The following is a 24,762-nucleotide window of genomic DNA, read 5'->3' as shown; positions in this document are numbered from 1 at the left end:
ATTTAGAAAAATACAAATGACAAAAAAGAACATCAGTCAGCTTCAATCGGCGTGAATTCAAACTTATTGACATCGAAAAGTCCGCGCGGAGTAAGCTTTATTTCAGGAATCACAGGCAGGCTTAAAAATGAAAGCGTCATAAAAGGCTCAATTTCACGGCTGATTCCAAGCTCGTTCCAGGCAAGTTCCAAAAGACTTTTCAAAGTCTGGCTTACTTCCACAAAATTCCTGTCGGACATCAAGCCCGCAATCGGAAGAGACAAAGAACCAATGACAGTTCCGTCTTTTACAAGAATAATTCCGCCGCCCATTTTGTTAAGCTCATTTATCGCAACAAAAATGTCATTGTCGTTGTCGCCTGCAGAAATAATATTGTGGGAATCGTGGGCAATTGTAGTGGCAATCGCTCCGCCGTGGATTCCGTAGTTTTCTATAAGACCTTTTCCGATTTTTCCAGTTTTCTTGTGCCGCTCCATTACAATAAGTTTTTGAATCTGAGGATTTTCCTTGCAGTCAAAAATTCCGTTAGTCAAATTCACTTTCCGGATTTCGCACTTTGTTACAAGCTCATGATTTTTTAAACTTATGACTTTTGCATTTTCAGAAGTTAATTTTATTGATAAATCTTCTATTATAAGTGGCTTGATATGAACTGAATGAGTTACAGCCTTGTCTACCCTGTTTCGGATTTCAAAAACAGCCTTTCCATTTTCCGCAGCGAGTTTTCCGTCTATAAAAACTTTTTCAGCTTCAAAATTCTCAAGATTATTAAAGAGAACAATGTCCGCGGAATATCCTGGCGCAATCAGTCCGACATCATTCAAGCCGTAGCATTCCGCAGCGTTTATGGTCGCCATTGCAATCGCCGTAAAGCAGTCAAGTCCGTTTTTTACAGCAAGCTTAAGATTTGCGTTTATATGACCGGATTCAATTATATCCTGAGGATGCTTGTCGTCAGTGCACATCGCGCATCTTCTGGAATTTTCTTTTGTTACGGAAGGAAGAATTTCAGCCAGATTTTGGGCAGCAGAACCTTGACGCAAAAGAACATACATTCCGTTTTCAAGCCGTTCCAAAACTTCCTGTGGAGAACTGCATTCATGGTCAGTTTTTATTCCCGCCGCAGAATAAGCATTAAGAGCAAAACCGTTCAAGCCAGGCGCGTGTCCATCTATAATTTTCTGGGCATTTTTTGCCGCGCATATTTTTTCCAGAACTTCAGAATTGCAGGAAGAAACTCCGGGCGCATTCATCAATTCACCAAGTCCCAAAATTTCAGGCTCTTTTAAAAGCTCTTCAACTGATTCTGAATCAAGAATAGCTCCGGAATCTTCAAAGCTAGTAGCGGGAACACAGGACGGAATCATAAAATGAACTTTTAGCGGAACACGGCGCGCGGAATTAATCATAAAGTGAATTCCTTCAGAACCGCTGACATTCGCAATTTCGTGAGGGTCGGCAATTACCGTTGTTGTGCCTTTTGGAACTACAAGCTGCGCAAAAGATTCCGGCGTGCACATTGAAGACTCTATATGAACATGGGCGTCAATAAGCCCTGCAACCGCAAAAAGCCCATGCGCATCAATTTCTGTTTTTCCGCGGTACGAGCCAACGCCGGCAATCAATCCCTGCTCCACAGCAATGTCCGCATTTTTTACAGTCCGCGTTATAGGATTTACAACACGGCAATTTTTTATCACAAGCTCCGCCTCGCATTTTCCAGAAGCAGCGTTTATAAGGAGCGAAAGTTTTTTTGCATTCATGCTGAAATTGTAAAACCCGGCAAAAAAAATAGCAAGAAGTTTTCTCTAGCTGAAACAGCAATTCAAGGCATAAAAAAGGACTGCATTGCAAGCTCACTTTTCCTATTGAAAATCAGGATTTAATCTTCTTGGATCTAGTTTTTTAAACATAAATATACAGCCGTTTTCTTCCTGCTTACGAATTTTCTTGTTTACTAAATTTAAATCTTCGGTTCTTTTTAATTCTGTAAATCCCCAATTTTCATATATCTTTTTTACAATAGAATTTATTGCATACAAATACACAATATCAGTATTTCCGATAAGATCAGCAATATGATACAAAAGAGGCTCTATAACTGTAGAATAAATATAAGTTCCTATAGAAGTTGTTAAGTTAACAGAATTTTTTATCATATTGACTATGGTTTCATTTGTTGCTAAATAAGTTATCTGCAAAGCTGATATAAAATCGCTATGTTCTTTTCTTCCACTTTCAGAAACATAAGGAATTGGATTCAATTTTATAGTAAATGCCATCACAAGAAAATTTAAATCTTCATTACCACTGTTTACTTTCACAACAAAAGTTCTAGCAGAACCTTCAGCTTCTTCTTTCTTTGCCAGCTTTTTGAAATGCTTTGTAATTTTTATCTGCTCATGCGATGCTCTAAAACTATTTAAAAGATTCGCATTTTTCTTTTCTTGAATAGACTCTAGGAGAAATTTATCAGTATTTAAAACTAATTCTTTCATTTTTTACAAGAAGAAAGAAACTTTGAAAACTCTCTCTCAAAATTTTCTTTTTCTAAAGAGGTCATAATAGGAGTTGTTACAGGTCTTGCTTTTTTTATAAAATCAAAAACTTTCTTTCCTGATTTTCCACGAAGAACAAGAATGTTTGAAAAAATTGGCTTAAACATAACATCCTCCTTAATTTAGTAAAATTACCTAACATAAGTATATTATAAACTTTTATTAAAATTGTCTAGTTTTTTTCTATAAAGGCATAAAAAAAAAGGACTGCAATTTAGCAGCCCTTAAGTGCGGAGAACCTGACTTGAACAGGCACAGCTTGCGCCACCAGCACCTCAAGCTGGCGTGTCTACCAATTCCACCATCCCCGCATTGCTTTTTGCAAAGCGTGATAATACTATATCAAGCTGAATAAATTATGTCAATAGAAAAACTTCAATTTTTTAAGTTTGTAAGAAAATTTACAGTTGATTCTATCAGTCCAAAAAAGCTATAATATGCACATGAAAAAAATCAACTTTATAATGCCAATTGTGCTTTCTGTTTTTTCATCCATTTTCGCCCAGGAAACCTTAAAATCAACAGAAGAAGAATACTACGACTTTTTAAGCCTTACAGGGGCTGCAGAACGCCCTACACTAAACTACCGCACACTCAGCGACAGTGAATGGCAGGTTACGGACGAAAAACATCTTTGGAAAGACAACAATCTCGGAACAAAACGCACTTTATACGAATCTGACTCAACAGAAACAAACTGGTTTACAGCAGGAATCGACCGCAGCGTAAAACTCAAGCTCTACGACCCGGAATGGTTCAATTCATACAACACAAAAGCCCCTTACGGCCAAAACGACGGCGCGCTCTGGCAAGGAAAAGGCTACAACACAAGCCTTACAGCCGGCGCAAGACTTGAAGCGTTCGGATTTGAGGCAACTTTTAAGCCGCAGGTGAGCTGGAGCCAGAACAGGGAATTTAAGTTAGTCGACAATAGCGCATATTATACAAATAAGTACGCATACACCTGGGGCTACGGAAACAACATTGGTGTTGATGCACCTCAAAGATTTGGAGACTCTTCATTCTGGACATTTGACTGGGGCGACACAGAACTCCGCTATTCATGGAAAAAACTTACGGCAGGATTTGGAACACAGGCAATTTGGCTAGGACCTGCATTTTTAAATCCAATGCTTCATTCCAATAATGCCGCAACTTATCCAAAATTTGATGTAGGTCTAAGAAAAACAGAAATCTATATACCGCATATTGATTGGAATATTGGCTATGTCGAAGGAAGAATTTGGACAGGCTATCTCACAGAATCAAAATATTTTGACAATGATTCTAGCAATGACCATAACTTGATTCATGGATTTACATTCAGTTATGCTCCTTCTTTTTTACCTGGATTTACTGTCGGGCTAAACAGAACTTGTCTTGTAAAATCCTCAAAAGAAAACCTTAAATATGTAATACCAGTGGGGAACAATACCCATATAGGAGAACAAGGTGCTGGTGAAGATCAGAAATTTTCTTTTACAGCAGATTATTTGTTTCCTTCTGTAGGATTTGAAATATATGGAGAAATCGGAACTGACGATTATGCGCCAGGAGGTGGATTTAAAGGCTATCAGCGTTATCTTACTCATACAATGACATACACTGTAGGTGCAAAAAAATCAATTACAATTTCAGAAGAGAAAAAAATATACAGCGAGCTTGTCTTTGAATGGAACAATACAGAAATGTCGCAGAACTACCAGCTTGTCGGTGGTTACAGTTTTGGATTTCATTATCAAATCACACAGGGATACACAAACAGAGGTCAGTGGCTAGGCTCAGGAATTGGATATGGAGGAAATTCCCAGCACCTCGAATATAGGATCTATTATCCAAAAGGTTCTACATTTTTGTGTATAGGCAGAAATAATCCAGACAATAACTATATCTATGCAAAGGCAATAAATTCAAATACAAATGAAACAGAGATAAAATATAGTCATGCATTCAAAGCAAATTACTATTTTGGAGCAACAACCACATATTTCATTACCAAAAGCCTTTCCGCAACAGCTGGAGCTGCATTCGACTTAATAATAAATCCACTTTACAACATAAGAAATGAAGACAAAGAAACTGTAGGAAATGATCAGATTAACAACTGGCATTTTGAGCTTGCTTTAAAATACAGGCTATAGGAATTATTTAATTGTCAGAACAAGAAATATTAAAACCCAAAATAAAACTCTCTCGTACAAAAAATGCTGTTAGAAACATATACAGCGGAATGTTCAACAAAATTTTTACTATATTTTTTCCATTTTTAATACGAACCGTTCTTATTAAGAAAATCGGAATTGAGTATGCTGGTCTGAACAGCCTTTTTTCATCGGTTCTGCAAGTGTTGAATCTTACAGAATTAGGTTTCGCAAGTGCTGTTGTCTACTCCATGTACAAACCTATTGCAGAAGATGACAAAGACACAATCTGCGCGCTTCTTAATTTTTACAAACGAGTTTATTTTATAATCGGGCTTGTCATTCTTGCGCTTGGATCTGCTGTAATGCCATTCCTGCCGCACCTTATAAAGGGAAATGTTCCACAGGATATAAACATATATGTGCTTTACAGTATTTATTTAGTAAACACATCTTTGAGCTATCTTTTATTTGGCTATAAAAATTCACTGTTAAATGCACACCAAAGACGGGATGTAATAAGCAACATACTTACAATAACCCAGGGACTGATGAATATCTGCCAGCTGTTTATTCTCGTTACAATAAAAAATTATTATTTATATGTCTTAATGATGCCGATTTTTACAGTTCTTAACAATGTTATGGTTGGAATTGAGACAAAAAGAATGTTCCCTGAATATTCATGCAAAGGAAAACTCGATATATCAGTAAAAAAAGACATAAGAAAAAAAGTTGCAGGATTGATGATAAGTAAACTTGCACAAACTTCAAGAAACAGTTTTGACAGCATTTTTATAAGCGCTTTTCTTGGTCTTGCAATGACAACAATTTATTCAAACTATCTTCTTGTTATTTCTGCAATTACAGGAATTTTAAATATAGTTATTAATTCCCTGCAAGCAGGAGTTGGTAACACTCTTCAAACAGAAACAAAAGAAAAAAATTATGAAAATCTAAAAAAATTCAATCTTCTTTATACGCTTTTCGTTGGCTGGTGTACAACTTGCATGTTATGTATGTATCAATCTTTTATGGAACTTTGGCTTGGTAAAGATTTTTTGCTTCCATTTGGAGCTGTTGTTTTATTATGCCTATATTTTTACATATTAAAGGCTGGTGATATAAATTCACTTTATTACAATGCTTCCGGAATGTGGTGGCATGGAAAATATAGAGCAATAACAGAAGCACTTTTAAACCTTTTGGGAAACTTTATTCTTGTAAAATATATTGGAATATACGGAATCGTTATTTCAACTGTAATAACGGCAATAATAGGACATTTTTGGAATGGGCAATTCTTGTTCAAACTTTACTATAAAAACAATAAAATGATTAGATATTTTTTATTTGAAGGAATGATTGCTGTTATGAGTTTTTCAATTTGTATACTAACATTTACAGCAACAACATTTATTCCAGAACTTGATGCAACAAGAACTTTCATTTTCACTCTGCTCATAACAGGAACTGTTGCAACCATCTTATTCAGTTTTTCGTATATTTTTGTTTCCAGAATTTTAAAATTAACAATTTATAAAATAAAAAAATAATGGAAACATTTTATTGCATTACAGTAAATAAAAAAAGGATTTTAATTATTTATGGAAGCAAGAATAAATAGAATAACACACATAGACATATTTAAAGGAATTGGTATTCTCTTTATGGTTATGGGACATATTGGGTTTTCAAGTATTTTTGATAAATGGATTCATGCATTTCATATGCCTATGTTTTTCTTTATTTCAGGATATTTATCAAAGAATATATCAGAACTTCATGGGGGGGGGGAGAGAATATATATTAAAGAAAACAAAAACATTAATAGTTCCATATTTTTCATTTGGAATCTTTCATTTTATATTTTGGTATATTGCAATCAATAAAATGCAATATCATTTTGGATTGTTAAAAAATTTACTTTGGACAAATACATATACTTTACCTATAGCAGGCGCATTATGGTTTTTAACAGCATTATTTTTTGTAGATATATTTTATTTACTTATTGAAAAATTTATAACCTATAATTCTTTGAAATTTTTTATAATTTTGTTAATTTCTACTTTTGGAACAATTGAAACAAAAGTTTTTTCATTTCGCTTGCCGTATGCAATTGACAGTGCTTTTGTAGGAATCGGATTATTTTACATAGGTCGTCTAATAAAAAATCACAAAGAAGAAAAAATCATTTGTTCTTTATTAAACATGAAAGTATTATCAATAATAATATCATCTTTTATTGTCGGGATACTTATATTTTTAAATGGATATATAAATATGAGAAGTTCTAAATATGCCTTTATTCCACTATTTTGGATAAATGCAGTACTTTCTTCTATAATAATTCTAAACATATCAAAATTTATAGAAAATTTATTTTCTCATGGCATTTTTAAACTTATAAAATCAGAATTAACATTTGTCGGCTCAAATTCAATAGTTTATGTTTGTTTGAATCAAATTGTAATTTTATTAATATCTCATTTTACAGAAACGGAATTATCCCCTCATACACTCTTAATATAACATAAAATTCGACAAATTTTCATATTTTTTTTTACATTTTTATTTGATTTTTATTGACATAATAATCAAGATGTATTATATTATAAACATCAGGAGGTAATAGAAATGTGAAACGAAAAAAGAAAAAACTGTGGTCAAGAGCAGACAAAATCGCCTTGCTGGTTTTTCTGCTAGAACTTCTAAAGTTCATACTTGACCTGGTTTCTAAGCTGTCTGCTTAGTTTTCCACCGTTCATAGATACCGCCAATATCTATGAACGGTTTAAAAATAATCAAATTATATAGGAGTGTCAATAATGAACAGAATGGAAAAAATACTGATAGCAATTTTAATTCTTCAAGTTTTGGATATTGCGTTAAGGTTTATAATGTAGGTGATTTTATGGAAAAAACAACACAGCACGGCGGAACAAGAGCCGGAGCAGGCAGAAAAAAAGGAAGCACAACAAATAATACAGGATATAAAAACGGACGGATTGTCATTTCCTGCCTTGAATCTGAGGAAATGGCAATAAAACAAAAAGCAAAAGAACAGAATAAAACAGTAAGCAGGTTGATTATTGATTCTGTTTTGAAAAACTAAAAAGCAGGAGGCATATATGACATTCTTTGATTTTATGATAAAGTTTCCGACTGAAAAAGCCGTTATAAAATACTTTCTCAAAATCAGATATAACGATGTTCTTATATGCCCTCACTGCGGTTCAAAAGTTCGTGTTCAGCACAGAAATGACAATCTAAAACTTTGTAACTGCCATAACTGCAATAATACATTCTCACCATTCAAAAACACAATCTTTGAAAAGTCATCAACAGACCTGCGTAAATGGTTCTATGCAATCCATTTATTTTTGAATTCTAAAAAAGGAATTTCCGGCTTGCAGTTACAGCGTGAAATCGGCGTAACATATAAAACAGCGTGGAGAATGCTCAAGCAGATACGCTCTGCAATGGGAAACACTGATATGTCAAAAGCATTTGAAGCAATGGTCGAAATTGACGAAACATATATCGGCGGTAAACCTAGAAAAATGAACGGCGAAACAGAGCCTTCAAAGCGTGGACGTGGAACTAAAAAAACTCCTGTTGTAGGTGTAAAAGAAAGAAGTTCAAGCCACGTATTCGCAAAGGTAGCACTTCCAAACGAAGAAGGCAAGAAACTTACAGGAAAGCAGCTTTTCAATATTCTTGACAGCGTATGCAAGAAAGACGCAACGGTTCTGACCGATGATTTTAGAGGCTACAATTTTATGAACCATAAAAACACAAATAAAAACAACTACTACAGAATCAGCGTAAATCATTTAGAAAGCATTTACAGCCTCGGCAACGGACTTCATACAAACGGAATTGAATCGTTCTGGGCACTGTTGAAGCGTGGAATTCTCGGAATTTATCATCACGTTTCTGTAGACTACTTGCAGGAATATGTAAACGAATTCTGTTTCCGGCAGAACAACGGAACAAGCTCATTTGATGTACTGTTAAAGCAGGGGATATTTGCGGCATAATTCAATATTGATTTAAATCCTTGAAATGTATAGTATAAAGATAAAGCCTTTCTTTTTGGCGAAAGAAAGGCTTTTGAAACGGATTATCAGATACTTTTGGGAAACGGCAATCTGATATTTATTAACAAAGGGAACAAATGTTCTCGCTTTTTGTATAATATTAAGCATTTATAAGTTATTTGTCAATATGATACAGAAAGCCTCTTAAAAGGATAAATTTAATGAGGTGTAAAAAAAATTACATTGATTTTTATGATGAACATTTTTTTGATTTAATATGGAAAGATTTTGAATTTTAGCATATAATAAAAAAACAAGAAATATAGTTTTGTCGTTTGTAATATTTCTTGTTTTTTTTAATAACTAAGAGTGTGTTAGGGGATAATTCCGTACAGAAATATTATATCCTATTAGAAATGAATATTTAACAAAATATTCTATAAATATACTTATCCTTATAATTACTATGATTCTTTTACACTTATTAACTTTTTTAATAAAACATACAAAACTAATAATTTTTATTGGAAAATTTTAAAAATGTAAAATATTAATATTAGAATAAAATTTAAGTTCAAATATCTTCTGAACTATGTTAAAATAATTCCATGAATAATAAAATTTTATTTCATGGAAGCAAGGAAGTTGTGAAAATTCCTGAAATAAGACCGGCAAAATATAATAAGGATTTTTATTATGGTTTTTACTGTACGCTGCTTGAAAATCAGGCTGCAAGGTGGGCAACTCCAGAACAAGGTATGTATGGTTTATGAAATCAACTTAAAAACAAAACAAAATCAACTTAAAAACAAAGTGAAATCAACTTAAAAACAAAGTGAAATCAACTTAAAAACAAAGTGAAATCAACTTAAAAACAAAGTGAAATCAACTTAAAAACAAAATGAAATCAACTTAAAAACAAAATGAAATTAACTTAAAAACAAAATGAAATTAAGTTAAAAACAAAATGAAATCAAGTTAAAAACAAAATGAAATCAACTTAAAAATAAAGTGAAATTAAGTTGATTTTTCAGATTCACAAGCAGTGGAGAGGTGCTGCCGAAACGGTAAAAAGCACTGTTATGATATTGTTGAAGGTCCGATGGCAGATGACACTATTTTTAATTATGTACAGAACTTCATTGACGGCAAAATCAGCAGGAAAAATTTTTGGAGCTTGGTAGAATTCAAATACCCGACACATCAAATAAGCTTCAATACGGAAGAAGCCTTGAAATGCTTAAAATTCATAGATTCATACGAGGTTACCGATGAAGAATGATAACGCGCTGTTTTATACTTGCAGCTTAATCGAATTTATTGGCCGCAGACAAAAACAAAAGAGAGCATATATTGTAAATACATTGGGCAAGAGTGTTGTGAAAAGAATATATACCCATTCAGATGTTCTGCATTGCGAGCTGATAGACAGCGTTGCGGAAGAATTTATAAATATGTGGTCCATAAAAACAGGCGATTTTGACAATGTTGCAAAATGCAAATATGAAGTTCCTGATTACTGGACAATAGGTGAAGTGTATGAGCGCCTTATTGAGGATGTCCAGCCGAATGAAAATGTTGACAGCATAATTGAAACCCTGTTCAAAGTTTACAATTCCTGGATCAGCGACAGCATAAGCTGATTCAGCACAGACTTTTACTATCAAAACCGAGAATATATAAAGGAATGTTTTTTGACCAATAAGCAAATCGCTTAGAAAATAAAAACTTATTCATCTGAGAGCCATATTATTGCATATTTTAAGCACATTTGAAATGAGTAATTTGCATATTTTAAGCACTAAGCAATGTTGTTGCATATTTATTGAAAATACTTTTTCATTGAAAAAAAAAATATTTAATAATATACTGAACTAATGAACATAGCATATATTTTAATAAGCACACCGAACGACACATTTTACGAACAGACAGCAATAAGCGTTATGACATTAAGAAAAGTAATGCCATATGCAAATGTATATATTTTGGTTGACGAGGACACAAAATCTACATTCAAAGACAAAAGAACAATTCTTGAAAAATACAATGTGAATATTATTACAGTTGATGTTCCAACTAAATTCAACAACCGTGATCGTTCAAGATTCATAAAAACTTCTATGAATAAATATTTGCCAAGAGATTTCGTTTATATAGATTGCGACACAATTATTTATGAATCACTTGAAGACTTGCCTAAAAAACCTGCTGTTGGCATGGTTTTAAACCGCCACATGAAAATTTCGGAAAGTCCAGTAAAAGACTTCTTTGAAAAAAATGCAAAGGAATTTGGCTGGCATGACGGCTATGATGACAAGCATTTTAACGGAGGTTTTATGAGTGTTAATGGCTCAGAAAAATCCGATGCCCTTTTTACTCTTTGGCATAAACTTTGGAATGAAAGCCGGGAAAAATCAAACGGAACTGTTTTTGACCAGACTTCTTTAAACGAAGCAAATTACAGGCTTAACGGAGCAATCACAGAAATTGACGGTATTTGGAACTGCCAGATAAATAGAAATTGTCGTTGCATGCCATATATCCACGATGCAAAAATTCTTCATTTATACACAAACAAGAAAATGTATGCGCATGACATGGCAAAAAATGAAATAATAAGATCTGTGCTTGAAGATGAACATCCAGAACTTGATAAGATTCTTGCAAATCCAAAAGCAGCCTTTCATGATGTTTATGACTTAAACACAGATTTCTATTCTGTAGAAATGTCAAAAACGCCAGCCTATGTTTTTCTCCGAGGAATTTACGAGACCAATAAAAAATTATTTAATTTTTGTAATTCAATTGCAAAATTGCTTATGAAGTTTTCAAAGTAAAAACAAAAAATTTACATACACAAATCTCCATTCTCCGCCAATTGAAAAAAAACTCTGTTATATAGTATAATTTAGAGTATTTTTGTTGATTTTTTGGAGGTTTCTATGAAGAAAATTGTAAAACTTAGTGTGCTGTTGATTTGCGCAGGGCTGCTTCTTTCAGGTTGCTCAAATGCTAAAAAAGACTACATTCTTGCGACTGGCGGAACTGGTGGAACATATTATCCGTTCGGCGGAGCAATTGCAAATATTTGGAATACAAAAATTGAAAATATGAACGTTACGGCACAGGCAACTGGAGCTTCCGCAGAAAATCTTCGTCTTATAAACAAGGGTGAAGCAGAATACGCAATTGTCCAGAACGATGTAATGGACTACGCTTACAACGGAACAGATCTTTTTGAAGGCGAAAAACTTGAAAACATCATGACAATCGGAACACTTTATCCTGAAGTTGTCCAGATTGCAGTTTCAAAAGACAGCGGAATAAAATCTGTCGCAGATTTCAAGGGAAAGCGCATTTCTGTTGGAGATGCCGGCTCTGGAGTTGAATTCAACGCAAAGCAGATTATGGAAGGCTACGGACTCACATTCGGCGACATCAAGAAAAGCAACCTTTCATTCAAGGAATCCGCAGAAGGAATTCAGAACGGAACTTTGGACGGCTGCTTTATAACTGCCGGTGTTCCAAACGCGGCATTGCAGGAACTTGCCTTCACAGCAGGACTTACACTTGTTCCAGTTGACGGAGATGCCGCAAAGAAAATCTGCGAAAAATACGGATATTACACTCAGACAATAATTCCAGGCGGAACATATAAAGGAACAGATTCCGACACTCAGGCTCTTGCAATCAAGGCGACACTTGCTGTAAGCGCAAAACTTGATGAGGAAATTGTCTATGAGATGACAAAGGCTCTGTTTGAAAATCTTTCAGACCTTGCGACTGCACACGCAAAAGGCAAAGAGGTTTCCGCGCACTCAGCTGTAACTGGCGTTTCTGTTCCGTTTCATCCGGGTGCAAAAAGATATTTCAGTGAGCTTGACTTGAACTAATACGGCGGAAATATTTGTCTAAAAGGCTTTTTACAGTTCTTATTTTACTTCTTTTGGCAGGGGGAATTTTTCTTTTCCCTGCGCTTCCCGTTCTTTCAGTCAGCAATAGAAAAAATATGTCGCAAAGGTTTTATTTTATGAATGGCTTTAAGGACGGATTTTCAATTTCATACACGCATTCAGTCAACAAAGGGCGAGTAAAAGATTTCTACAAGGAAAAAGGGCGCAAGCTTGTGTGCGGCAAAACTGTTTTTGTTTCTTACGGAGCCGGAATCCCGGAGCCGCAGGAAATGCCTGGCGCAGTTTTTAACTCAACTGATGAAGGCTACGAAATTTCAAATATAAACAGAACTGTTGAAAATCTTGTAATGGCTGTAGGAATTGTGGCAAACCACGCAATTTCCATTCAAGACAAAAATGGAAAATACACAGACTATTTTCTTGCTGATTTTTTTGAGCCACAGACAAGCATAGTCTTTCAGATAAAAAATGTTTCGATTGCAGATTATATTTTTCACCATATAAAATAAATTATTGGAGGTTTGAATGGCAAACAATAAAGGCACTAACGACTACATTGAACATATTCTTCCTACTTCAAACGAAGAAGAAATGAAGAGAATGATGAAGGAACTGGACCGCGAGCAGTCTTACCGTGAACACAAATGCTGGCGTCAGTATATTACAGTTTTTATTTCTGTTATTTTTGTGCTTTTTCAGTTGTATGCGACTTTGTCTGGAGCAATCACAGCGCAGGTTCTTCGCGCAACACATTTAGCTTTTGTGCAGCTTCTGGCATTTCTTCTTTTTCCTCCAACAAAACACAGTCCCCGGAACACGCTTCCCTGGTACGACATTGTGCTTGGACTGATTGGAGCAGCCTGCTGGCTTTACATTGTCGTTAACTTTGATTCGCTTGTAAGACGCTCTGGAAACAACACGCCGCTAGATGTTGCAATAGGAATTGTCGGAATCCTTGTTCTTTTTGAAAGCTGCCGAAGAATCGTAGGGCTTCCGATTATGATTATAGCAGGCTCTTTTATCGTGTTTGCGTTCGCGGGAAAATATCTTCCGGGATTTTTGCATCACAGAGGATATTCGCTTCAGCGTGTTGTATGCCATCTTTTTTACAACACAGAAGGAATCATGGGAACTCCAATCGGTGCTTGCTCTACATTTATTTTTCTTTTTATTTTGTTCGGCGCGCTTCTTGAAAAAACCGGAATCGGACATTTTTTTATTGACGTTTGCAATGCGGTTGCAGGAGGAGCAAGCGGCGGTCCTGCGAAAGTTGCCGTTTTGTCTTCCGCGCTTTTGGGAACTGTTTCAGGCTCGTCTGTTTCAAACACTGTAGGCTCAGGCTCGTTCACAATTCCGATGATGAAAAAACTTGGCTACAAAGGCGAATTTGCAGGCGCAGTTGAGGCAGCCGCTTCCACAGGAGGTCAGTTAATGCCGCCAATCATGGGAGCCGCAGCGTTTCTTATGGCGGAAAGCCTCGGTCTTCCGTACATAACGATTGTAAAGGCAGCGATTGTTCCGGCGATTCTTTACTTTACAGGAATTTTTATAACCGTTCATCTTGAAGCAAAAAAGCTCGGACTTAAAGGACTTCCAAAGGAACAGCTTCCGCGCTTTATGCCACTTCTTCTTAGAAAAGGCTATATGATTCTTCCGCTTGTTGTGATTATTTATTTCCTCTGCGCAGGAAAGACTGCGGTTTTTGCGGCGTTAATGGGAATCATTGCCTGCGTTCTAGTCGGGTTCGGAGTTTCTGTCTCTGATTTGGCGCATGGGCGTAAGCCTTCTTTCGGCGGAAAAGACATTGTTGAAATCATGTGCACTGCCGCAAGAAAAATAATAAGCGTGGCGATTGCCTGCGGAATGGCGGGAATCATAATCGGAATTGTAACGCTGACAGGTTTGGGACTAAGGCTTGGAAACGGACTTGTCATGCTGGCGCACGGAAAACTCTTGCTAACATTGGTATTCACAATGATTGCTTCAATAATTCTCGGAATGGGAGCTCCGACAACTGCAAACTATCTTATCACTTCCACAATTACAGCAGGAGCAATCATAAGCCTTGGAATAGAGCCGCTTGCAGCCCACATGTTCGCGTTCTACTTTGGAATCATTGCCGATGTTACGCCTCCAGTCGCACTTGCCGCAATTGCCGGTGCCGCAATAGCAAAAGCCAAGCCAATGAAAACCGCCCTGAATGCGACAAAACTTGCCATAGGCGCATTTATAATTCCTTATATGTTTGTCTACAACAGCAAAATGCTTATGATAAATGCATCCGCTCTTTCTGTCGTTATGATAATTGTAACCGCAATTCTCGGAATGTTCGGAATCAGCGTTGCTCTTGAAGGCTACGGATTCAACAACACTGGATTTTTCTACAATTCAGGAAAACGCAAGACAACAATAATTGCATTTGACGCAGCTGAAAGAATTCTCTTTGCCGTTGCCGGACTTCTCTGTGTAATTCCAGAGGCAAAAACCGACATCATAGGAGTAAGCCTGCTTGCAATCCTCATTGCATACCAGTTGATTCTAAAAAAAATACACAGCACAAAAGCAATAGCATAAAGCCATTGAAAGTTATCCGCCTCCCAGGTTTGTTAAAAAACGTGGGAGGTATTTTTTTGCTTAAATAGTCAGAATATCGAATTTTATAATTTAATGTCATTATCGGGATTGACCCGATAATCTCTAAAAAATCTCTTTAGTAAATGTGATTTTTTATTGTATAATAATTAATAGGAATGAACCTTACACCACCAGAACAATATAAATTATGCGCGAATTCAGCTTGCAAAAAGTCCGGGAATTGCCTAAGGCAAATTTGCTACAGGCAATTAACAAAAAATGATATTGGCATTTATGTTTTGAATCCGCTTCTTTTTCCAAAGAAAAATGAGGACTGTCCTTATTTTAGGACAGACAAGAAAATAAAGCTTGCCTGGGGAACAAAAAATATTCTTGACGATATTCCTAACAAAAAAGCCGCGGAAATAAAAAAGGAACTCCTTATAAAATACGGAAGAACAAAATACTATCAGTTTTACAGATGCGAGAAACCGCTTTTTCCATCCGACCAGCAGATATTCACAAAAATCTTCCAAAAAAACGGAATAGAAGCAGAAGTCAAATACGAAAAATTCACAGAAGACTATGACTGGAGCTATTGAAAATACAATTGCAAGAGTTTTTCCTAAGACAACAGACTGTTTTAGTTGGAAAAACAAAGTATTTTATTGGGAAAAACAGTATGTTTTAGTTGGTAAAACAGCAGAAGCAATAGAAAGATAGAATTTTTTTTATCATAGCAGCTTAGGTTTTCTTCTTACAGAATACACTCCTATTTTGATTTGCTATTGCAATTCTTATTCATTTTCTTTTTTTCTTGATTTCAAATAAAAACATAAAGCCACAAGAGCAATCAGTCCTATGAATGACGAAACAACCCCTGCAGCCAAGAACGGCGTGCTGTACTTCAGGACAACCGAATGGTTTCCTGCATCCACAAACGTTCCTATAAATGCAATGTCGCATCTATAAGATTTTGTTTCCTTTCCGTCTATAAAAATCTTCCAGCCTTTTGAGTATGGCATTGAAAATCTTACGAACTGTTTTTCATTTAATGAAGTCTCAAGTGAAATTTTATTTTCCGAAAATGCCAGACTGGAGATTTCATCAGTATCTCTCGAATTAAACTTTTCATCCCTTTCAGAAATATCCAGCGCGAAAACCGATATTTCATCAAATTCATACACGCCTTTGTTTTCAAGCGTAACAAAGAATTTTCCAGACTTGCACTCTTGCAGACCGAAGCACGGCATTCTGTTATGTCCCATGCTGTCATTCGCGTTTGTCATCCCGAATGAGAATGACTCTTCTTTGCCCGATGACGAGACAAATCTAATCTGCGGCTTAAACTGCTCATAACTGTCTGTAGTGTAGTAAAAATTCTTGAACAAGAGATAAAGCTCCTTTTTTGAATCAGAATTCTCATCGCCTGCAAAGTCAATCTCAAATGCCGCGTTTTTCCTTTTTGTAGTTATTTTGTTTTCTTCAATTTTTACATCATCGTTTCCGACAAAAGAAACATTTTTGCGTAGAATTTTTGAATTCAGTTTTAGCTCCGGCTCATCAGTATTGTCTTCAGATTTTTCATCATAAATGACTGCTGTGTCCAGGAACAGCTCCTGCTTTTCAATAGGATTCAGTTTTTCAAAATTCTTATCTGCATACAAAACATTTTTATACGGCACGGCAAACGGAGAAGGATTGTTCAGCTTGTACAGTTTTTTCTTGCCGCCGTAAGTATCAAATTCCTTTACAAAAGTCATGTATTCAGGCGCGTATTCTGTTTCCGCAAGAAGAACAAAATATTTTACTGCAAAAAGTTTTTGCAACGCGGAGCGACGGTTCAGGCTTGAACAAGACATTAAAGATGTCTTTGCAAGCGCAATATCCTCATAAAACTGCATGAGATGAATGTCTGAAATGCTGTAATTATAAGCCGTACTTTTAGTTCCAAAAACAACAGCGTTATTAGCTGTAAACTTGTTTTCTTCGTCATAACGGAAAAAATCTGCATCATTTAATTTTAAAATTTCAATATCAGTATTTTTTGCAACATTGCCTTCATAGATACCGAACTCTCTAAAATCATCTAAATAAGAAAGACCATAAGGAGAATAGCGAACAAATGCAATTACAACAATTCCTATAAAAATTGAAACAAGAGAAAAAATTCGAATATCTTTTCGTTTTTTAATCAGAAAATACAAAATCAGAAAAACCGCTAAAGAATATATATAACACAACGCATAATGCTGCCGTCTAGCCTGGCTTATTATACAAGAAAAAACAACAAGAAGATTTTGGACAACAGCAATAAGCAGCGGAATTTTTAATTCTTTAAAAGAACTTTTGCAAAATATGGGGAATGCATAAACAAAAGACACACAACCTAAAAAAGCAAAAGCAAAACACCAGCGGTTCGTTATATAATTAAAGCCATTGATAAAGTGTCCAAAAAAAGGACAAATAAAAAACAAAACACCCAATAAAATAAAAATTTTTAATTGCTTTGAAATTTTATCATTTAAAGTGAACAAAAATAGCAATGTAACAAACACAACTGGAGCAAAACCTATGCTGCCAAAAAATCCACCAACAGAAGCTGGAGATGATACTGATGAAAAAAGATTTGCATAATATGCAAGGCTATAAAAGAAATTAACTTCTATCTTTTCAGTTGTTCTTGATGCTGTTAAAAATCCGTATGCACTAGGAAGCAATATAAAGGCTGCCATCATAACAGCTATCATATAAAATCCAAATGCCCTAAAGAAGGTTTTAAAAAATTCTTTGCACAAAAATTTTCTTTCTATTTTCACTACGAAAAAGAATCTGACAGCCGCATATACAAAGACAAAGAAAGAAAGCATATAAAAGAAATAATAATTGCACACACAAGCCAAGAATGAAAAAATGATAAAAAACATCGGACTTTTTCTATCAAGAATTTTATCAATTCCAATACAAAGCAATGGCAAAAAAATAAGAGGATTCAAAAAATATGGATGCCTGATACCAACAAAAAGCGCATATCCACAAAAAGAATAAGAGATGGCACCAAATGGAATAATATTTTTTTGAAATTTATGAGTATTGCAATAAAATATAAAATAAATCCCGCTAAGATAAAAACGAAGAACCGCAAGAAACACAAAAAGAATATAAGTCCCATTTTTAGGAACAAATATCGAAAGCAAATTTAGAGGATCTCCAATGCAAAACCAAGTCAGGCTTGAAATAATATCCGCTCCAAATCCAAGTGAAAATGAAAAAGTTGGAACAATAAATTTTCCATGAATAAAATTATATGCTATAGTCCTAAGCCACTCTCCATAAAATGCAAGAAATGCCGTATGCTCTGTAATTCCATCACCAGAACAAAACGATTTTCCATATACAAAAAACTGAAAAAAGCATAAAGTAACTAACAAGCAGAAAAGCAAGGAATAGATTAAAAAAGTTTTTAGTTGAAAGCAATTAAAATTCCGCTTTGCCGGAAAGGTCAATAAATTATTTTTCTGTGCCATCGTTTTTCTCCAGCACAGAATTAATAAAACAAGGGGTTAGTTGTACCCCCCCCCCGACAAATGTCTTGAACTAAATATGAAAATATGCATAAACCGCATCTCCAAATAAAAAATTTTAACTATTATATATTTATTAAGTAAAATTGTATATAAACACTTTTAGATAACAAAACACTAAATCAATCTTAAAAACTTGAAACAAAAATTCCAGCTATAATAAAAATAAAACCGGCGACCTTTTGAACATTAAGCTTTTCATTGAAAAAAAATCTGCTTAAAACCGCTACAAAAATATAAGAGGCAGAATCAAGGACTGGAGCTTTTGATAAAGGTATGAATTTTAGGCACAACAACGAAAGCAATGTTGAGAATACAAAAAGGCTGTATGAAATTATAACAAGAGGATTCAAATAAGCTTTTATTCCGGAACTTCCATTCTGCCCTGCACTTTTTTTTAAAAGAATTTGTGAAAAACTTGAAATCAAAACTCCTAAAAGGAAAACTGCAGAAAAAATCATTTTTTCATCCATTGATCAAACCCCTTTTGTTTTTTCAGAACGTATAACAAGAATTATTCCTAAAAAGACAAGAATGACGCTGACTACTTTTGTGAAAGTAACTTTTTCCGCAAAAAACACTGCTCCTAAAATAATTCCCCAAAGCAAATCAGCCGCACGGTTTGCATAAGCAACAGAAAGATTAAAATTTGAAAGAATTTTTTGCCAAAAAAAAGCATAGACTCCAAGACATAAAAATAATAAAAATGTAAATATAATAAACTTTGACGAAAGAAATTCCTGCTGCCCTGCGAATTTTGAAAAAACTGTGCTTAAGGAATATACAATAACCAAAAGATGCAGTTTTAATAAAGATAATATTTTCTTATTCATTTTCTTTTTTTCTTGATTTTAAATAAAAACATAAAGCAACAAGAGCAATCAATCCTATAAATGACGTGACAAGCCCTGCAGCCAAGAACGGCGTGCTGTACTTCAGGACAACCGAATGATTTCCTGCATCCACAAACGTTCCTATAAATGCAATGTCGCATCTATAAGACTTTGTCTCTTTGCCGTCTATAAAAATCTTCCAGCCTTTTGAGTATGGCATTGAAAATCTTACGAACTGTTTTTCATTCAATGAAGTCTCAAGTGAAATTTTATTTTCCACAAATGCAAGATTGCTGATTTCCTCTCTATCTATCGAATTAAACTTTTCATCTCTATCGGAAATATCAAGTGCGAAAACTGATATTTCATCAAATTCATACACGCCTTTGTTTTCAAGCGTAACAAAGAATTTTCCAGACTTGCACTCTTGCAGACCGAAGCACGGCATTCTGTTATGCCCCATGCTGTCATTCGCGTTTGTCATCCCGAATGAGAACTTTTCTTCTTTGCCTGATGACGAGACAAATCTAATCTGCGGCTTAAACTGCTCATAACGGTCTGTCGTGTAATAGAAATTCTTGAACAAGAGATAAAGCTCTTTTTCTGAGTCGAAATCCTCATCGCCTGAAAAGTCAATCTCAAATGTCGCGTTTTTCTTCCTTGTGATTATCTTGCCCTCTTCAATTTTCACATCATCATTTCCGATAAAAGAAACATTTTTGCAAAAAACTTTTGAATTCAGTTTTAGCTCCTGCCCATCAGTATTGTCTTCAGATTTTTCATCATAAATGACTGCTGTGTCCAGGAACAGCTCCTGCTTTTCAATAGGATTCAGATTCTCAAAATTATTATCTGCATACAAAACATTTTTATACGGCACGGCAAACGGCGAAGGATTGTTCAGTTTGAACAGCTTTTTCCTGCCGCCGTAAGTATCAAACTCTTTTACAAAAGTCATGTATTCAGGTGCGTATTCTGTTTCCGTAGGAAGAACGAAATATTTTACTGCAAACAAATTCTGCAATGCAGAACGCCGGTTCAGGCTTGAACATCTCATATTGTTGGTTGTTGCAAGGCAAAGCTCTTCATAAAGCTGCATCAAGTGTATATCTGAAATGCTATAATAATAATTTGTTCCATGCGTTCCAAAGATAACTGAATTATTCGCAGTAAACTTTTGCTCTTCATCATATCTAAAAAAATCATCATCTGGAAGCTTTTTTATTTCAATATCAGTATTAGATTTTAGATTTTTCTCATAGCTTCCATAATTTGTATATTTTTCCAGATAATTAAGCCCGTAAGGAGAAAACCTAACGTTTGAATTTACAATAATTCCTAAAAACACAAAGAAATAGATAAATTTTTGCAAGAATGTATTTTTATTCTTTACAAAAAGCAAATAAGTTGAAATTAAAAATATCAATGAAAATGCATAGCAAACAAAATATTGTTGCCTTACATTTCTGTCTATACAGCAAACTGCCAATATAATTAACGAGTGTGCCATTACAAGAAATATAGGCAATTTTATATTTTCTTTTGAGGCAGAACAGAATTTTGGAAAAACATGGACAAATGCAATACAAACAGGAAATGCAAAAATAAAAGACCATCTGTTCGTTATATAATTAAATCCGTTTGTAACATGAGCTAAAAATGGAACAACAAAAAATGCAAGTCCAATCAAAAGATAAATTTTCAATTGTTTTGAAACTGAATCTTTCTGAGTAAATAAAAAAAGCAAGAACAATAAAACCGGCGCAGCAAATCCCAAATTTCCGTACGAGCCAAATGATGGTGGAGCTGAAGGTGAAAAAAACAAATTTGCATAATAATTAAAATCATAAAGCAACGAAACATTGATTTTTTCAGTTGTTCTTGACGCTGTAAAAAAACCGTAAATATTTGGAAAAAGAATAAATGCTGCTAAGGCGACACCTATAAAATAAAATCCGGCAGTTTTAAAAAAAACTTTAACAAAAGCATTTATTTTTTTATCTGAAGTGTCAACAAAGAAAAAACGCACGATTGCGTATATAAAGACGAAAATAGAAAGCATATAAAAAAAGTAATAATTACATGCACAAGAAATAAAGACTGTTATTATAAAAAGAAATGGACTCTTTTTTTCTAAAATAAAATCAATTCCAAGACAAAGCATTGGAAAGTAAATCATAGGATTTAAAAAATAAGGATGCCTAAGACCGACAAAAATCGCATACCCGCAAAAAGAGTATGCCAAAGCACCAAAAACAACAGATGTATTAAAGAATGTCTTCTTCCTGCAAAAAACAATAAAAGCAATGCCCATCAAATAAAGGCGAATAATAGCCAGTACAACAAAGAGAACATAAGAGCCTTCTTTTGGAACAAAAACAGAAACAAGATTTAAAGGATCTCCAACACAAAACCAATTCAAAGTCGATATAACATCTGCTCCAAATCCTAAAGAAAAAGAGAAAGTCGGAACAATAAATTTTCCATGAAAAATATTACATATTATATTTCTAAGCCATTCACCATAAAAAGCTAGGAATGCTGTATGCTCATTAAGACCATCATGAACAAGAAACGATTTTCCATATACAAAAAATTGGAAAAAACATAAAGGAACTAACAGGCAGAAAAGCAAGGAATATTTTGCATAAACATTTTTTAACAACGACTTTTTTTCAATAACATTTTCCATAATAAATAATCAGACTCCAAATGTTTCTTTTACAACCCACTGAGGTGTATTGTTTTGATCAAGATAGTTCTTTCCAATGTACTCGCCAATTATTCCAAGAAAAGTACTCTGCAGTCCGCCAAAGAAAAGAAGCAGAACGATTATAGTTGTCCAGCCAGGAACTGTCTGCGGATTTAAAATTTTTTCTACAATAAAAAACAACGCCATAACCACAGAAATAAACGAAATAGTCAAACCTGTAATTGTAATAAAACGCATTGGCTTTATTGAAAAATTTATAAACATACTAAGCCATAAATTCAGAAGTTTTCCTAACGTGTAATTAGATTTGCCTTGAGTTCTTGCCTTATGCTCAACAAACACAGAAGAAACATTGTTTGTTGCCCTAAGCAAAAGTCCGTCAATATAAGGAAACGGCCCTTTATATTTCTTCAACTCGTCAATCATCGCCCGGTTTATAATTTTAAAACTGCACAAATAAAGATTTTTCGGTTTACCGATAAGCCATGTTGCAAAAATATCATTCACTTTGCTTCCAAAATTTCTAAACCAATGATGTTTTTTCACATGATATTTTGAATAAACAACATCATAGCCTTTTTCGATTTCATTCAAAAGTTTAAAAATTTCTTCCGGAGGATTCTGCAAATCATCATCAATAATTACCGCATAGTCTCCTGTGCAATAATTCAAAGCGCACATCACGGCATTATGCTCACCGAAATTTCGCCTTAGATTTATAAACTTCACATAATCATATTTTTTACACAAATCCTTGCACACTTCTGCGCTGTTATCGCGGCTGCCATCATTCACAAGAACAACTTCTTTTTCAATATTAGAAAACGTTGAGTCCAAATTTTCCATAAGGGGGCAGATTGTATCAGCTCCGTTATAAACAGGAATGCAAATAGAAAGTTTCATAATTTTCCTTATTTATTGTTGAATTTTCTTAAAACATCGCAAACCTGCTCAATATCCTGTTCTGTGTGAAAATATGAAATCGGCAGGCTCAATGTTGTGTTATGGATTTCTTCTGCTATAGGAGTTTCAAAATTATCAAGAATTCCTTTCATGGCAAGCTGTCTGTTTGGAGCAACAGGATAATGAATTTCAGTTTTTACACCATTTTCAAGAAGAAACGATTTTAGTTCATCACGCCTTTTTGAGCGGATATTAAAGATATGATAAACGTGACGATACCCTTCTAGTTTTGCCGGAAGAATAAAGTCTGTGCCGCTTAACATTGAGTAATAAATGTCTGCAAGTTTTTCTTTATGGCATGTAATTTCTTCCAGTTTTTTCAGTTTTATTCTAAGAAAAGAAGCCTGAACTTCTGAAAGTCTTGAATTTTCACCAATATATTCATTATGATATTTTATATTTGAACCATAATTTCTAAGAGCTTTTACTTTATTATAAAGCTCCTCGTTGTCAGTTGTTATAGCTCCGGCATCTCCTAGCGCGCCAAGATTTTTTGTAGGATAAAAGCTGAATGCTGTGAATTCGCCCCAAGAGCCAACTTTCTTTCCGTTTATGGAAGCGTTGTGTGCCTGAGCAGCATCTTCAACAATCTTCAAATTGTATTTTTTAGCAATTTCAATGATTGCCGGCATATTAGCCATTCTTCCATAAAGATGAACTGGCATAATAGCTTTTGTTTTTGATGTTATCGCATTTTCAATTTTAGAAACATCAATGTTATACGTTGTAATTTCTGGCTCAACAAGCACGGGCTTTAAGTTAGCATTTACAATCGCAAGAATTGTCGCAATATAAGTGTTTGAAGGAACAATAACTTCTGAACCAGCCGGAAAATCGAAAGCTTTCAATGAAATTGTAAGAGCCTCAAGTCCGTTCGCAACACCAACACAATATTTTACGCCGCAGAAAGCAGCAAATTCCTTTTCAAATTCAGCAACCTGATTTCCTAAAATATACCATCCTGAATCAAGAACAGTTTCGAAAGATTTTTTATATTCGTCAAAGAAAGGTCTATTCAACTTTCCTAAATTTTCATACTCAATCACGTGGATACTCCTCTTCTATATAATCAGCTTTATCAAAAAATTCAGATGCCAAAACAAGAAGCACGCAGTCTGATGTAAATTTGTCCATTGAGTGCCAGTCTTCTGGTGAAAGGATAAGACATTTTTCTGGAGAATCAAGAAGAACAGTCTGTTCCGAATTTCCGTTATTTATAAAAATTTCGCATGAGCCTTTTGGACAAACGAGAGCCTGGGTTGTCTTTAAATGCCTGTGTCCACCGCGTTTTTCTTTTGCATTGTAGATGTAGTAAATGCGCTTGATTTCAAATGGAAGAAGTTTTTCTATAACAGTAAGAGAGCCGCGCTCATCTGAAAAGGTAGGAAGATTAATTATCTGCGCCATAATTTTCCTCTGGCACAGATAGAACA

At 34.7% G+C, this 24,762-nt stretch carries 25 protein-coding genes and 1 tRNA gene; 15 read left to right on the top strand and 11 right to left on the bottom strand.

Annotated elements, in window-relative coordinates; all coding sequences use genetic code 11:
• Positions 1–32: 32 nt before the first annotated feature.
• The 4 genes from ade to TRESU_RS05205 form a co-directional block, all read right to left on the bottom strand.
• Positions 33–1,763, bottom strand: a complete 1,731-nt coding sequence (gene ade, locus TRESU_RS05215; protein WP_013701240.1) for an adenine deaminase — start codon at positions 1,761–1,763, stop codon at positions 33–35.
• Positions 1,764–1,865: 102 nt separating this feature from the next.
• Positions 1,866–2,498 (bottom strand): hypothetical protein, encoded by a 633-nt coding sequence (locus TRESU_RS05210; RefSeq protein ID WP_013701239.1) that lies wholly within the window; start codon positions 2,496–2,498, stop codon positions 1,866–1,868.
• Positions 2,495–2,665 (bottom strand): hypothetical protein, encoded by a 171-nt coding sequence (locus tag TRESU_RS15130; protein WP_013701238.1) that lies wholly within the window; start codon positions 2,663–2,665, stop codon positions 2,495–2,497. The genes TRESU_RS05210 and TRESU_RS15130 overlap by 4 nt, the downstream gene beginning before the upstream one ends.
• 122 nt (positions 2,666–2,787) lie before the next feature.
• Positions 2,788–2,869: transfer RNA gene (locus TRESU_RS05205), tRNA-Leu, on the bottom strand.
• A 132-nt stretch (positions 2,870–3,001) separates the two neighbouring features.
• Between TRESU_RS05205 and TRESU_RS05200 the strand changes: the two genes are divergently transcribed.
• The 15 genes from TRESU_RS05200 to TRESU_RS15125 all read left to right on the top strand — a co-directional run bounded on the left by TRESU_RS05200 (position 3,002) and on the right by TRESU_RS15125 (position 15,959).
• Positions 3,002–4,699 carry a capsule assembly Wzi family protein gene (locus tag TRESU_RS05200; protein WP_245535713.1) on the top strand — a complete coding sequence of 566 codons (1,698 nt, stop codon included), beginning with the start codon at positions 3,002–3,004 and terminating at the stop codon, positions 4,697–4,699.
• An 89-nt stretch (positions 4,700–4,788) separates the two neighbouring features.
• Entirely contained in the window at positions 4,789–6,255 is a 1,467-nt protein-coding gene (locus tag TRESU_RS05195; protein ID WP_148228263.1) for a lipopolysaccharide biosynthesis protein, read from the top strand.
• A gap of 51 nt (positions 6,256–6,306) precedes the next feature.
• Positions 6,307–6,591, top strand: a complete 285-nt coding sequence (locus TRESU_RS14905) for a hypothetical protein (RefSeq protein ID WP_148228262.1) — start codon at positions 6,307–6,309, stop codon at positions 6,589–6,591.
• Between the two features lies 1 nt (position 6,592).
• Complete coding sequence (locus TRESU_RS05190) at positions 6,593–7,234, top strand: hypothetical protein (protein WP_169309745.1); 642 nt, start codon at positions 6,593–6,595, stop codon at positions 7,232–7,234.
• Positions 7,235–7,487: 253 nt separating this feature from the next.
• Positions 7,488–7,817 carry a hypothetical protein gene (locus tag TRESU_RS05185; protein WP_013700534.1) on the top strand — a complete coding sequence of 110 codons (330 nt, stop codon included), beginning with the start codon at positions 7,488–7,490 and terminating at the stop codon, positions 7,815–7,817.
• Positions 7,818–7,833: 16 nt separating this feature from the next.
• On the top strand, positions 7,834–8,745 hold the full coding sequence (locus TRESU_RS05180) for an IS1595 family transposase (RefSeq protein WP_013700533.1): 912 nt from the start codon (positions 7,834–7,836) through the stop codon (positions 8,743–8,745).
• A gap of 608 nt (positions 8,746–9,353) precedes the next feature.
• Positions 9,354–9,518, top strand: a complete 165-nt coding sequence (locus TRESU_RS14670) for a DUF3990 domain-containing protein (RefSeq protein ID WP_081454760.1) — start codon at positions 9,354–9,356, stop codon at positions 9,516–9,518.
• 272 nt (positions 9,519–9,790) lie between these two features.
• On the top strand, positions 9,791–10,027 hold the full coding sequence (locus tag TRESU_RS05175) for a DUF3990 domain-containing protein (RefSeq protein WP_052299536.1): 237 nt from the start codon (positions 9,791–9,793) through the stop codon (positions 10,025–10,027).
• Positions 10,017–10,388 carry a hypothetical protein gene (locus TRESU_RS05170; RefSeq protein WP_013701235.1) on the top strand — a complete coding sequence of 124 codons (372 nt, stop codon included), beginning with the start codon at positions 10,017–10,019 and terminating at the stop codon, positions 10,386–10,388. The genes TRESU_RS05175 and TRESU_RS05170 overlap by 11 nt, the downstream gene beginning before the upstream one ends.
• Before the next feature lie 234 nt (positions 10,389–10,622).
• Positions 10,623–11,585: a glycosyltransferase family protein gene (locus tag TRESU_RS05165; protein WP_013701234.1), complete on the top strand. Its 963-nt coding sequence runs from the start codon at positions 10,623–10,625 to the stop codon at positions 11,583–11,585.
• Between the two features lie 105 nt (positions 11,586–11,690).
• Positions 11,691–12,641 (top strand): TAXI family TRAP transporter solute-binding subunit, encoded by a 951-nt coding sequence (locus TRESU_RS05160; protein ID WP_013701233.1) that lies wholly within the window; start codon positions 11,691–11,693, stop codon positions 12,639–12,641.
• A 14-nt stretch (positions 12,642–12,655) separates the two neighbouring features.
• On the top strand, positions 12,656–13,171 hold the full coding sequence (locus TRESU_RS05155; protein ID WP_013701232.1) for a DUF1850 domain-containing protein: 516 nt from the start codon (positions 12,656–12,658) through the stop codon (positions 13,169–13,171).
• A 16-nt stretch (positions 13,172–13,187) separates the two neighbouring features.
• Positions 13,188–15,236: a TRAP transporter permease gene (locus TRESU_RS05150; protein ID WP_013701231.1), complete on the top strand. Its 2,049-nt coding sequence runs from the start codon at positions 13,188–13,190 to the stop codon at positions 15,234–15,236.
• 176 nt (positions 15,237–15,412) lie between these two features.
• Entirely contained in the window at positions 15,413–15,838 is a 426-nt protein-coding gene (locus TRESU_RS05145; protein WP_013701230.1) for a DUF6078 family protein, read from the top strand.
• Positions 15,822–15,959, top strand: a complete 138-nt coding sequence (locus TRESU_RS15125; protein WP_013701229.1) for a hypothetical protein — start codon at positions 15,822–15,824, stop codon at positions 15,957–15,959. The genes TRESU_RS05145 and TRESU_RS15125 overlap by 17 nt, the downstream gene beginning before the upstream one ends.
• Before the next feature lie 74 nt (positions 15,960–16,033).
• Here the strand turns inward: TRESU_RS15125 and TRESU_RS05140 are convergent, their stop codons facing one another.
• The 7 genes from TRESU_RS05140 to TRESU_RS05110 form a co-directional block, all read right to left on the bottom strand.
• On the bottom strand, positions 16,034–18,667 hold the full coding sequence (locus TRESU_RS05140) for a YfhO family protein (RefSeq protein ID WP_245535712.1): 2,634 nt from the start codon (positions 18,665–18,667) through the stop codon (positions 16,034–16,036).
• 281 nt (positions 18,668–18,948) lie between these two features.
• Complete coding sequence (locus TRESU_RS05135) at positions 18,949–19,293, bottom strand: EamA family transporter (protein WP_013701227.1); 345 nt, start codon at positions 19,291–19,293, stop codon at positions 18,949–18,951.
• Between the two features lie 3 nt (positions 19,294–19,296).
• On the bottom strand, positions 19,297–19,653 hold the full coding sequence (locus TRESU_RS05130) for an EamA family transporter (RefSeq protein ID WP_013701226.1): 357 nt from the start codon (positions 19,651–19,653) through the stop codon (positions 19,297–19,299).
• Positions 19,646–22,345 (bottom strand): YfhO family protein, encoded by a 2,700-nt coding sequence (locus tag TRESU_RS05125; protein WP_013701225.1) that lies wholly within the window; start codon positions 22,343–22,345, stop codon positions 19,646–19,648. The genes TRESU_RS05130 and TRESU_RS05125 overlap by 8 nt, the downstream gene beginning before the upstream one ends.
• A 9-nt stretch (positions 22,346–22,354) precedes the next feature.
• Positions 22,355–23,269: a glycosyltransferase family 2 protein gene (locus tag TRESU_RS05120; protein ID WP_013701224.1), complete on the bottom strand. Its 915-nt coding sequence runs from the start codon at positions 23,267–23,269 to the stop codon at positions 22,355–22,357.
• 8 nt (positions 23,270–23,277) lie between these two features.
• Positions 23,278–24,375, bottom strand: coding sequence for a DegT/DnrJ/EryC1/StrS family aminotransferase (locus TRESU_RS05115; RefSeq protein WP_013701223.1), 1,098 nt, complete (start codon positions 24,373–24,375; stop codon positions 23,278–23,280).
• Entirely contained in the window at positions 24,368–24,736 is a 369-nt protein-coding gene (locus TRESU_RS05110; RefSeq protein WP_013701222.1) for a sugar 3,4-ketoisomerase, read from the bottom strand. Before TRESU_RS05110 ends, TRESU_RS05115 begins: the two co-directional genes overlap by 8 nt.
• Between the last annotated feature and the right edge of the window lie 26 nt (positions 24,737–24,762).

Origin of the sequence: Treponema succinifaciens DSM 2489 (genome assembly GCF_000195275.1) — a bacterium.
GTDB classification, from domain to species: Bacteria; Spirochaetota; Spirochaetia; order Treponematales; family Treponemataceae; genus Treponema_D; species Treponema_D succinifaciens.
The sequence above is the reverse complement of the archived record's forward strand: the minus strand, read 5'-3'. Positions and strand labels throughout refer to the sequence as shown.